Source organism: Bacillus sp. C30 (assembly GCF_040838255.1).
Taxonomy (GTDB): Bacteria; Bacillota; Bacilli; order Bacillales; family Bacillaceae_G; genus Bacillus_A; species Bacillus_A mycoides.
Genome location: NZ_JBFPJH010000107.1, coordinates 1 through 10890, shown reverse-complemented (window position 1 = coordinate 10890; position 10890 = coordinate 1). Strand labels below are relative to the sequence as shown.

Here is a 10890-nt window from a genome sequence, read left to right as displayed (position 1 = left end):
ACATATGAGTTCCTATTACTACTTCTACAAATGATTCTAAATATTTTACTAGGTGATCCACACGAAAGACAGTTCGAAATTAGAGAAAACATTCAGCTACTAAGTGAACAACCAGTGTTCAACGATTTAATAGAGCGCTATGGCCGATCTTTCTTATTAAACTTTCGGATTCGAAGATTTATCGGGAAACACGATGCCCGCTTGTTAATACATAATCCAGTAAAGCTGCAACACTTCTGTGAGGAACTTGAATTTATGATTAGAAAAAGAGGATTGTTTAAATAAGGAGGTAATTCATATGAACTCTGTTAAAGTTAAAAAGATATTATATATTTTAGTACACCTCGTGTTCCCTCTTTCTTACCTTACAATCTCTATCATTTGGGGAGCTTTTTTCACTTCCAAATCCACATTCGAAAATATATCTGATAATCTTTGTGTTATGGCCATCTATTACGTTCTCATGAGCTTACTGTGGTTTTTCTATTTAGATCGATTAGACAAAGATGTAGATAAAATTACAAAAGAGATTAATGATAATAAGATGTAATACATAAAAAAAGGAGAGCCGCCAAGACTCTCCTTTTTTATGTTAGCTTCGTTTCTGCTTCTTATTTGATGAAGATACTTTATGAGAACCTGTTTCATGTGTCGTCGTTCCTTGTCCTTCTACTTCTGGAGAACCTAGGCTTGATCTTGAATGATCTTTTTTCACTTTTTTACTCATTTATATTCACCCCTTCGCGTTACTTTTTGCTACGAGGTAATAAACTATTCAAAATAAAAAGCGAGAGGAAACCCTCTCGCTTTTTTCATATTTTAGAACTCAGAAGAACCTGGAGTTCTTGGGAATGGAATTACGTCACGGATGTTAGCCATGCCAGTGATGTACATTAGGAAGCGCTCGAAACCTAGACCGAATCCAGCGTGTTTTGTACCGCCGTATTTTCTAAGTTCTAAGTACCACCAGTAGTCCTCTTCGTTCATACCTAATTCTTTAATTCTGTCTACTAAAACGTCCATTCTTTCTTCACGTTGACTTCCGCCGATTAATTCGCCGATGCCAGGAACTAGAAGATCAGTAGCTGCTACTGTTTTTCCATCTTCGTTCATACGCATGTAGAATGCTTTAATGTCTTTCGGATAGTCAGTTACGAATACAGGGCGTTTGAAGATTTCTTCTGATAAGTATCTTTCGTGCTCTGTTTGTAAGTCAATACCCCATTCTACTGGGTATTTGAATTCAGCACCTGATTCTTGAAGTACTTTAATTGCTTCTGTATAAGTGATGCGACCGAAGTCAGAGTTGATTACGTTGTTCATGCGCTCTAGAACTGTTTTATCAACGAAGCTGTTGAAGAAGTCCATTTCTTCTGGTGCATGCTCTAGTACGTATTTCATTGCATATTTCAGCATATCTTCTGTAAGATCCATTACATCGCCTAACTCAGCGAATGCAATCTCAGGCTCAACCATCCAGAACTCCGCTGCGTGGCGAGTTGTGTTTGAGTTTTCTGCACGGAATGTAGGTCCGAATGTGTACACATCACGGAACGCTAATGCATAAGCTTCAGCATTCAGCTGTCCACTTACTGTTAAGTTTGTTTCTTTGCCGAAGAAGTCTTTTGATTCGTCAACTTGTCCGTCTTCACCTTTTGGTACGTTGTTTAAATCTTGCGTTGTTACGCGGAACATTTCGCCTGCACCTTCTGTATCACTACCAGTAATAATTGGTGTGTGAACATGTACAAATCCACGCTCTTGGAAGAATTGGTGAATTGCAAATGCTGCGATAGAACGCACACGGAACGTTGCAGAGAATGCATTTGTTCTTGGACGTAAGTGAGCGATTGTACGTAAATATTCAAACGTATGACGCTTCTTTTGAAGTGGGTAATCAGAATCTGATAAGCCCTCGATATCAATTTTTTCTGCTTTAATTTCAAATGGTTGCTTCGCTCCAGGCGTTGCAATTACTTTACCTTCTACTTTAACTGAAGAGCTAAGTGGAAGCTTTGCAATTTCTTTGAAGTTCTCTAATTCTGTATCGAAAACGATTTGAACACCTTTGAAGAAGCTACCGTCGTTTAATTCGATGAAACCAAATGCTTTTGAATCACGTAAGTTACGAATCCAACCTGATACTTGTACTGTTTGATCTGCGTATTTATCTGTATCTCTATACAGACTTTTTACTAATGTGTTTTCCATAGTAAAATTCTCCTTTACTCATATATTTAAATACAAAAAAACCTTTCATCCATAAAGGGACGAAAGGTTAAACTTCGCGGTACCACCCAATTTGTCATAAAGACCAACTTTAACTCGTATGTAATACATACTTCCCGGTTTGTAACAGGCCGGATTCCCGTCTAAGTCTACTCTTGAATACAAGCTTCAATTTCGGTTAGCAACTCCAAGGTGTTCTTCACATATACCGCCTCATCAGGCTCTCACCGTCCCTGACTCGCTTTGGATTATAGTATATACTACTTTTCCTTATCATCGTCTTTCGTTTTGTTAAACTAAAATTAATGTACTACATTCGAGAGAAAGATGCAAGATGCCAGAAAATATATCAGCGATTTTCGCAATATATCGACCTACCGACATCCTTCGATAGTTGTTCTATAAAAAAGTTGCCGGAAAATATTCCGGCAACTTTTTTATTACTTACGTAACTCCGCACCAAATTTCTCTTCTACCGCTGTTAATACACGGTTATGTGCTTCTGTTACTTCTTCGTCTGTTAATGTACGTTCTGCATCGAAGTAGTTCATAGAGAATGCAAGTGATTTCTTGCCTTCTTCCATTTTTTCACCTTCGTATAAGTCGAATAGTGCTACGTCTTTCAGAAGTTCTCCGCCAGCTTCAGCAATGACTTGCTTCATTTCACCAGCTTTTGTTTCTGTTGTTACTACAACAGCCATATCACGTGTCATAGATGGGAAACGTGGAATTGCTAAGTAGTAAGTTTCCTCAGCGTCTGCACCGAATACTTTTGCAAGAGATAATTCGAATACGAATGTATTTTTCACATCTAATTGTTTTTCTGTTTCCGGGTGCAATTGGCCGATGAATCCGATTGCTTCACCATCTAATACGATGTCAGCTGTACGGCCTGAGTGCATACCTTCACGTTTTGCTGGTGCATAAGTGATTTGATTTGCCACGCCAAGTACGTCGAATAATCCTTCTAATACACCTTTAACAACGAAGAAGTCTACAACTTTCTTCTCACCTTGCCATGCATGGTGAAGAGCAAGACCTGTCATAACACCTGCAAGATGTTGTTCTTCTTTCGGAAGTTCTCCTGCTTCTGTTGGTAAGAAGATAGAACCTACTTCATATAATGCAACGCTGTCGTTTTTACGTGCAACATTGTATGAAACTGCTTCTAACAATTGTGGCACTAAGCTTAAACGAAGTTGGCTACGCTCTTCGCTCATTGGAAGCGCAAGATTTACAGGAGCTTTTTCGTTCGGCTCAACCATATATTGTTTCGCTTTGTCCGCGCTTGTTAATGAATATGTGATTGCTTCATATAAACCAGCACCTTCTAGGAAGCGGCGTACTTTACGACGTTTCGTTTGTGCTGATGTTAATTTACCACGTGTCATTGTTCCAGATGGTAATGTAACTGGAATGTGATCATAACCATACAGACGACCTACTTCTTCTACTAAGTCTTCTGAAATTGTAATGTCAGGACGACGTGCTGGTACATTTACATGGAATGTTCCTTCTACTTCTGTGAATGGGAATTTTAAGTTTGTGAACATTGTACCCATTTCACTCGCAGAAATATCTGTACCTAATACACGGTTTACTTTTTCAGCTGTAACAGATACTGTACGTTCTTGTACTTGTAAGTTATCAGCTTCTACTACACCTTCAAGTGCTTCTCCACCAGCGTATTTTGCCATTAAAGCAGCTGCATGTTGAATTGCTTCAAATGTACGTGTTGGGTCGATTCCTTTTTCAAAACGTGCACTTGATTCGCTACGAAGACCTAAGTCTTTTGATGTACGGCGCACTGTTTGACCTGCAAAGTATGCAGACTCAATTAGAACGTTTACTGTCTCGCTATCAACTTCAGAATCCGCTCCGCCCATTACACCAGCAACAGCTAACGCTTTTTCACCGTTTGTAATAACAAGGTGGTGGCTTTGTAACGTACGTTCTTGAGCGTCTAATGTTTGAATCTTTTCGCCTTCTTTTGCAAGACGAACAACGATTTCTTTTGAACCTAATTTATCGTAATCGAATGCATGTAACGGTTGACCGTATTCCATTAAAATGTAGTTTGTAATATCAACTACATTACTAATTGGACGAATGCCAGCTGCCATAAGACGAGTTTGCATCCACATTGGTGATGGACCAATCTTTACGTTCTTCACCATTTTTGCAATATATAACGGGTTTTCTTCTTTCGCTTCTACACTTACAGAAATGTAATCAGAAGTTTTTTCTTCTGTTTCTTGTAAGTCGATAGCTGGAAGTTTTAATTCACGGCCGTAAATAGCAGCTACTTCATATGCAACACCTAACATGTTTAAGCAATCTGCACGGTTTGGTGTTAAACCAAGCTCAAGTACTTCATCATGTAAATTTAAAATTTCAAGTGCATCTGCACCAACTTCAGCATCACTTGGGAAGATGAAGATACCGTCTGCATATTCTTTAGCAACGAATTTCCCATCAATACCAAGCTCTTGAAGAGCACAAACCATACCGTGAGAAGCTTCCCCGCGTAGTTTTGCTTTTTTAATTTTGAAGTTACCAGGAAGTACAGCGCCAACTTTTGCAACTGGTACTTTTAAACCTTTTGCAATGTTAGCAGCTCCACAAATAATTTGAACCGGCTCTTCTTCACCGATATCGATTAAGCATTTGCTTAATTTATCAGCTTCTGGGTGTTTTTCACATTCTAATACGTGACCAACTACAACACCTTTTACACCTTTATTTAATACTTCAACACCTTCTACTTCAATACCACTTTTCGTGATTTTGTCTGCTAGTTCTTGTGCTGTTACATCTTTAATATCTACATACTCTTGTAACCAACGATATGATACGAACATATTTATCCTCTCCTTCCCTTACGCTCGTTTGAATTGTTGTAAGAAACGTACATCATTTGTATAGAAATGACGAATGTCATCTACGCCGTATTTCAACATTGCGATACGCTCTGCGCCCATACCGAATGCGAAACCTTGATATTCTTTTGAATCATAACCAGCCATTTCAAGTACGTTCGGGTGAACCATACCTGCTCCTAAAATTTCGATCCAGCCAGTCCCTTTACAAGTGCCACAACCTTTACCGTGACACATCATACAAGAAATATCCATCTCTACAGACGGCTCTGTGAATGGGAAGAAACTTGGACGAAGACGGATTTCACGATCTTCACCGAACATCTTTTTCACGAATACTTGCAGTGTACCTTTCAAGTCACTCATGCGAATGTTTTTATCAATTACAAGACCTTCAATTTGCATGAATTGGTGTGAATGCGTTGCATCATCGTCATCGCGGCGATACACTTTACCAGGACAAATAATTTTAATCGGTCCTTTTTCTTTATTCTTTTCCATCGTACGTGCTTGCACAGAAGATGTATGTGTACGTAGTAACGTTTCTTCTGTAATGTAGAATGTATCTTGCATATCACGCGCTGGGTGATCTTTCGGTAAGTTTAATGCTTCGAAGTTGTAGTAGTCTTTTTCTACTTCTGTGCCTTCAGCTACTTCATAACCCATACCGATGAATACATCTTCAATTTGTTCAACAACTGCTGTTAACGGATGGTGACAACCTGTTTCAACAGGACGACCTGGCAGTGTAACATCAATTGTTTCAGTAGCTAATTTCGCCTCAATTACTGCTTTTTCTAAGTTACCAATTTTGTCTTCTAGACGCGTTTGAATCGCTTCACGTACTTCATTTACTAATGCTCCCATACGTGGACGCTCTTCTGCTGATAATTTTCCCATGCCGCGTAATACTTCTGTAATTGGACCTTTTTTCCCTAAATACGCTACGCGTACGTCGTTTAAGCCCTTTAGCTCTTTCGCTTCTTCAATAAGCTCTAACGCTTTTTGCTTTAGCTCTTTTAAACGTGCTTCCATTTGGAACCCTCCTAATTTTAAAAATAAAAAAACCCCGCTCCCAAAAAGGGACGAGGTAAATTCGCGGTACCACCCTAAATTGACAGAACAAGTCTGCCCACTCATTAGTTATAACGATCAATTCTGACCGGAACGCCTTTACATATAAATGGTCCTGGCGCCAACTCCAGAGGTGAATTCACTTCCATCTACCATAAGAATGCTTTCAGTCTACGGCACTCTCTCCCTATATGGCGATTTTGTAAGCTACTCTTCTCTATCAACGTTTTTCATTAATATACTTTTATTATATGTTCAAAAAAGTTCGATACTCATTTCACCACTTTTTTATGAACATGCACTTCAACTTATTATAAGAAGTTTTTTATCGATTCGCAACTGGGCTTTGTAAATAATACGTTAAAATCCCTGCTGCAACCGCAACATTTAATGATTCTGCCCCGCCGTAAATCGGAATATACAAGCTTTGATCACTTTTCGCAAGAATTTCTTGGCGTACGCCGCTTCCTTCATTCCCTACAATTAATGCAAAACTTCCAGCCGGGGTTACTTCACCAAATGGAACTCCATTTTCAAGAGCTGTTCCATATACAGGGACGTTATTTTCTTTTAACTTGTCTACCCATTCTTCTAAGTTCCCTTTTACAACCGGTAAGTGGAAAATAGAACCTTGTGTAGATCGTAGTACTTTACTATTATAAACATCAACGCACCCTTCTCCAAGCACAACGGCATGAATACCAGCTGCATCCGCTGTACGAATAATCGTTCCCAAATTACCTGGGTCTTGAAGGCCGTCTAATAAAAGAAATTTCCCATCAGTAAGAGCTACTTCTTTCTCATGTTTCTCACAAACAGCAAATACACCTTGCGTTGTTTCTGTTTCGCGAAGTACTTTTACAATTGCTTCAGGCACAATATACATTTCAACATCATTAACTGTCCAATCTTTTGGAAGATCTGTCTGATCTGAAACGATAAGTTCTGTTACAACTCCTGCCTTTAACGCTTCCTCTACTAAATGGAATCCTTCTACAAAAAATAAAGCTTTGTTATCGCGCTCTTTTTTCGTCTGCAGCTTTTTCCACTGCTTCACACGCGGGTTTTGTACTGAATCAATGTTTTTCATAATATGTATTTCCCTCTCTTCTTGTCTTATCATTATAGCCTATTTTTCATACATATTTACATAAAAAAGAACAAAAACTAACGTCAGTTTCAATTCTGAAGAAGAGGTGAAGATAATGAGTTTTAATTTACGCGGCGCGGTATTAGCGAATGTATCTGGAAATTCACAAGACCAATTACAAGAAACGATTGTCGATGCAATTCAAAGCGGTGAAGAAAAAATGCTTCCAGGTCTTGGCGTTTTATTCGAAGTCATTTGGAAAAATGCTGATGAAAATGAAAAACACGAAATGTTAGGAACACTCGAGCAAGGATTAAAAAAATAAGCAATTTGAAAATCACCTTCGCATAAGCCAAGGTGATTTTTTTTACGAAAAATTTTTTTCTTCTCCTAAACATTTCTACTTTACTAACGCTACCCCGATGGAGTACAATGTTCAAAATACATTTAAACCGATCGATTTTTCTTCATATACATCATTAGATAAAAGGAGTGAATGTTTTATGCACCGTATTACGCTTGAACAAATTTTTAAACATCACATTACGCAAAAATATGTAAACCGTTCTGGAATGGTTCACGCGATTGCTGTCGCTTACCATGCGTTTCACTTAGCCAAAAAGCATCACGCCTCAGTCGATGCTGCGACAAAGGCTGGCTTCCTTCATGATATCGGACATCATACGTGGTACACAGGCGGCGAATGGGACTATGACTTGTATAAAAAGAATGATATACATGCGATTAAAGGGGCAGAAAGATCTCATAAATTGCTTATTAGATTAGGAGAACATCCGAAACTAGCAAAAGAAATTTCTATTGCGATTCTTCTTCATACAGATTCTTTCTTAGTACAGCAAGAAATTGAAAGAACATCTCTTCAAAACATTATTAAATGGGCAGACGAAGCAGATGAAGAACCGGGCGGAGCGCATCATTATAGAACGATTTCTTATGAAAAAGCACTTAAAGCAATTCAGCAGTTAGATCGATTGGTCGAGCGTGAATTACAAATAGAGCAATCGAAATCGAACAATAAAGCAGAACATAGTTATCAATGAGAAAGAGGCATCACTATAGGGTGATACCTCTTTTATTATTTTCACGAAAAATACACCTTTATATGTAATATTTAAATATTACACCCGAAAACAAAATGCTTTATAATTAAATATACAAATATAAAGAGGTGATTTCACAAATGCAACCCGTTACACAACTTTCTAATGAGCAGAAATACTCTATGTCATGGGGACAATTTATTAGCTCCGTTTTATTCGCTTTTTTCGGAACCGGACTTATTACTGTGTTCCTCGCAATGCCCTTAACAATTTATACAGCCGGTCTTACAGATAAAAAACAAATTGCCCTGTATGAATCTATTGCAAATACTGCAAGTATCGTATTACAACTAGCCGTGTTGTTATTCTTCATTTTCAAATTTGAACCCGCAAAAAAATTACTGCTAAAATCTTTTAACTTTAAAGCACTTAAAGAATGGCGTACATACGTATACTTACTTCTTTTCTTCGCTATAAATATTTTACTCAATTACATCTTGTTAAATTATATGTTCCAAGACGCAACAAAGCAGCAATCTTCCGCACTTAACTTAGACGTTTTTAAGCAGTATCAAATATTATTACTTCTCGGCTTCGCAATACTTACACCAATTTTTGAAGAGCTGATTTTCCGTGGTTTTATACTCCGCTTCTTCTCAGAACGCTTTCCATTTTGGATTGCAGCTATCGTAACAAGCTTCTTCTTCGGTATCGCTCATACATACTCACTTGGCGTAATGGTAATTACTTTCTTCATGGGATTATTAATGGCTATTTTATGTAAAAAAACAAAATCCATTATTCCAGCTATGTTATTTCATATTATGAATAATATGTTAGCATTCTTGAGTTAGAAAGAGGTGTCATCGCGATACCTCTTTCTACTCTTTTATCACAACTTCAAACTCTTCTTCCGTTAACACTTTTCGATAATTCGTTTTCTTTTCTCCCTCTTCACCAGAAGTTAGGACAGGTGTCAGTACAATTTTCGTTACACTGTCCTCTAGCTTTTCAAAACGCCAATAACTATTTTCCGCTAATGTATGACCTGAAACTGGTTTTAACTCTTTCCCATCTTGATCTTTTGCAGTAAATGTCACATCTAACTTTGTTCCGTTCATCATTTTATAATTTAACTTCGTAGATACAGGAGACACTTTCAAATCTTCCACTTCTATTTTTTGACCATTTTCCAATTTAAAATGTTTATGGATTGGGATTGTTTTCGTTTCAGCTTTTAATTTGTCTCCAGATGCCTTAAAGGAAAAGCCCCATTCTCCTTTTATTGAGGTTTTATCTTTTAACGGCATAAGTCTTCTATATATAATTTGTATATCTAGTTCCCCATCCAATTCCATTGGCTTCATTTGTGAATCTTTCAAATTTGTAGTAGTAAAAAATGTGTATGTATAATCATTTACTCTTTGTTTACCTCCACCACCACTACCATTTAACTCTTTTCCATTTATATAAACATCTGGGTACGGTAAAAAAATATCTCCCAGATTAACACTGTTAGACTTAAACGTACTATTAACAATAATCTGCCCTTCATCTATCATCACTTCATCTAACCTTACTTCTACACCGTTATCATAAACTGTTTGTCCTATTGTCGTTTTATATTCTTTTAAAGGTTCCCCTCTACTGTTTACGTAGTCTTCCATTTTACTTCCGATTAACGGTATATCCGCAATCATCCTTCTCATATCTACAGTCATCATCATAATAAATAATGCCGCAGCCGATGTTACAATAGCTATATTACGTTTCGTATGACCTTTGTTCTTTCTTATCTTTTTGCTAATTCGCTTTTGTATTTTCTTTTTCTCTATATGAGTTAAGTTAACTTCTTTATATTCATTTTCATCAATTTTTAGATCATTTAACATTTCATACGGATCTTTCATTTCCTTCACCCCTTTTCTTATTTACTTCATTCGATTATGTAAAAATAATGCCCTTAGCTTCTTCCGGCCTCTCGACAGACGATTGTATATAAAAGAAGTTTTCATCCCCATTTTCTCTGCAATCTCTTCTACACTGTCTTCTTCAACGTAATGCTTCATAAAGATTTCTTTATCGTTCTTCTTTAAATGATCTAATATATGTTCCATATCATTACTAATTTCATTTTTAGTAGTATCGGTATGTACCGCTATTTCACCTATTTGATCTAATCCTTTTTCATCTACTGTCTTCGCATATTTCCTCGCATAATCGATAGATTTATATTTTGTAATAGCTGCAATCCAATTTTTTAAAGTATTTTTCTCCTCATCATACTTTTCAATATGATTCCAAATTGCCAATAACACATCATCCATGCATTCCTCTTGTACATCTTGAAAAGAGGCTAAATGCTTCTGAATAATACTTTTTATAAGTCCGCCGTACCGGTCGATAATAAAATATAATGCTTTTTCGTTCCTTTTCCGTAGTTGCATTGCAACGTTCTCTGCTGTAATTTCCATATGCACCCTCCTCTCTAACGTTCTCTATATCTATTAATTCGTATTGTTACTTCTCATTTCTATCAATTTATACATATTTATTA

The 10890-nt window shown here is 37.2% G+C and carries 12 protein-coding genes and 2 other annotated features; of the genes, 5 read left to right on the top strand and 7 right to left on the bottom strand.

What is annotated here, in order from left to right; translation table 11 throughout:
• The first annotated feature begins 30 nt into the window (after positions 1–30).
• Both AB3X49_RS12325 and AB3X49_RS12320 read left to right on the top strand, forming a co-directional pair.
• Positions 31–285, top strand: coding sequence for a hypothetical protein (locus tag AB3X49_RS12325; protein WP_367962344.1), 255 nt, complete (start codon positions 31–33; stop codon positions 283–285).
• A gap of 13 nt (positions 286–298) precedes the next feature.
• Complete coding sequence (locus AB3X49_RS12320; RefSeq protein WP_002143326.1) at positions 299–550, top strand: hypothetical protein; 252 nt, start codon at positions 299–301, stop codon at positions 548–550.
• Positions 551–592: 42 nt separating this feature from the next.
• On the opposite strand, the gene AB3X49_RS12315 is transcribed toward AB3X49_RS12320, so the two are convergent.
• The 5 genes from AB3X49_RS12315 to AB3X49_RS12295 all read right to left on the bottom strand — a co-directional run bounded on the left by AB3X49_RS12315 (position 593) and on the right by AB3X49_RS12295 (position 7305).
• The gene (locus tag AB3X49_RS12315) at positions 593–727 is read right to left on the bottom strand and encodes a YuzL family protein (RefSeq protein ID WP_000039594.1); all 135 of its coding nucleotides are present in this window, start codon (positions 725–727) and stop codon (positions 593–595) included.
• A 92-nt stretch (positions 728–819) separates the two neighbouring features.
• Positions 820–2211 (bottom strand): asparagine--tRNA ligase, encoded by a 1392-nt coding sequence (asnS, locus tag AB3X49_RS12310; protein ID WP_002034242.1) that lies wholly within the window; start codon positions 2209–2211, stop codon positions 820–822.
• Positions 2212–2263: 52 nt separating this feature from the next.
• Positions 2264–2515, bottom strand: a binding site (T-box leader).
• Between the two features lie 154 nt (positions 2516–2669).
• Positions 2670–5090, bottom strand: a complete 2421-nt coding sequence (gene pheT / locus AB3X49_RS12305; protein WP_367962340.1) for a phenylalanine--tRNA ligase subunit beta — start codon at positions 5088–5090, stop codon at positions 2670–2672.
• A gap of 18 nt (positions 5091–5108) precedes the next feature.
• Entirely contained in the window at positions 5109–6143 is a 1035-nt protein-coding gene (gene pheS, locus AB3X49_RS12300; RefSeq protein WP_002015457.1) for a phenylalanine--tRNA ligase subunit alpha, read from the bottom strand.
• A 43-nt stretch (positions 6144–6186) separates the two neighbouring features.
• Positions 6187–6415: a binding site (T-box leader), on the bottom strand.
• 92 nt (positions 6416–6507) lie between these two features.
• On the bottom strand, positions 6508–7305 hold the full coding sequence (locus AB3X49_RS12295; protein WP_367962336.1) for a TrmH family RNA methyltransferase: 798 nt from the start codon (positions 7303–7305) through the stop codon (positions 6508–6510).
• Between the two features lie 82 nt (positions 7306–7387).
• On the opposite strand from AB3X49_RS12295, the gene sspI reads away from it, so the two are divergent.
• The 3 genes from sspI to AB3X49_RS12280 all read left to right on the top strand — a co-directional run bounded on the left by sspI (position 7388) and on the right by AB3X49_RS12280 (position 9187).
• The gene (gene sspI, locus AB3X49_RS12290) at positions 7388–7597 is read left to right on the top strand and encodes a small acid-soluble spore protein SspI (RefSeq protein WP_000009511.1); all 210 of its coding nucleotides are present in this window, start codon (positions 7388–7390) and stop codon (positions 7595–7597) included.
• A gap of 178 nt (positions 7598–7775) precedes the next feature.
• Positions 7776–8333: an HD domain-containing protein gene (locus AB3X49_RS12285; RefSeq protein ID WP_367962333.1), complete on the top strand. Its 558-nt coding sequence runs from the start codon at positions 7776–7778 to the stop codon at positions 8331–8333.
• Between the two features lie 140 nt (positions 8334–8473).
• Positions 8474–9187 (top strand): CPBP family intramembrane glutamic endopeptidase, encoded by a 714-nt coding sequence (locus AB3X49_RS12280; protein WP_367962330.1) that lies wholly within the window; start codon positions 8474–8476, stop codon positions 9185–9187.
• A 27-nt stretch (positions 9188–9214) separates the two neighbouring features.
• On the opposite strand, the gene AB3X49_RS12275 is transcribed toward AB3X49_RS12280, so the two are convergent.
• Positions 9215–10243 (bottom strand): DUF4179 domain-containing protein, encoded by a 1029-nt coding sequence (locus AB3X49_RS12275; RefSeq protein ID WP_367962327.1) that lies wholly within the window; start codon positions 10241–10243, stop codon positions 9215–9217.
• 21 nt (positions 10244–10264) lie between these two features.
• Positions 10265–10807 carry a sigma-70 family RNA polymerase sigma factor gene (locus AB3X49_RS12270; protein WP_367962324.1) on the bottom strand — a complete coding sequence of 181 codons (543 nt, stop codon included), beginning with the start codon at positions 10805–10807 and terminating at the stop codon, positions 10265–10267.
• Positions 10808–10890: the final 83 nt, after the last annotated feature.

Coding starts and splice junctions, on each gene's coding strand:
- AB3X49_RS12315 (WP_000039594.1), bottom strand. CDS start 727: ATGAGTAAAAAAGTGAAAAAAGATCATTCAAGATCAAGCCTAGGTTCT.
- AB3X49_RS12285 (WP_367962333.1), top strand. CDS start 7,776: ATGCACCGTATTACGCTTGAACAAATTTTTAAACATCACATTACGCAA.
- sspI (WP_000009511.1), top strand. CDS start 7,388: ATGAGTTTTAATTTACGCGGCGCGGTATTAGCGAATGTATCTGGAAAT.
- pheS (WP_002015457.1), bottom strand. CDS start 6,143: ATGGAAGCACGTTTAAAAGAGCTAAAGCAAAAAGCGTTAGAGCTTATT.
- pheT (WP_367962340.1), bottom strand. CDS start 5,090: ATGTTCGTATCATATCGTTGGTTACAAGAGTATGTAGATATTAAAGAT.
- AB3X49_RS12270 (WP_367962324.1), bottom strand. CDS start 10,807: ATGGAAATTACAGCAGAGAACGTTGCAATGCAACTACGGAAAAGGAAC.
- AB3X49_RS12275 (WP_367962327.1), bottom strand. CDS start 10,243: ATGAAAGATCCGTATGAAATGTTAAATGATCTAAAAATTGATGAAAAT.
- asnS (WP_002034242.1), bottom strand. CDS start 2,211: ATGGAAAACACATTAGTAAAAAGTCTGTATAGAGATACAGATAAATAC.
- AB3X49_RS12320 (WP_002143326.1), top strand. CDS start 299: ATGAACTCTGTTAAAGTTAAAAAGATATTATATATTTTAGTACACCTC.
- AB3X49_RS12280 (WP_367962330.1), top strand. CDS start 8,474: ATGCAACCCGTTACACAACTTTCTAATGAGCAGAAATACTCTATGTCA.
- AB3X49_RS12295 (WP_367962336.1), bottom strand. CDS start 7,305: ATGATAAGACAAGAAGAGAGGGAAATACATATTATGAAAAACATTGAT.
- AB3X49_RS12325 (WP_367962344.1), top strand. CDS start 31: ATGATTCTAAATATTTTACTAGGTGATCCACACGAAAGACAGTTCGAA.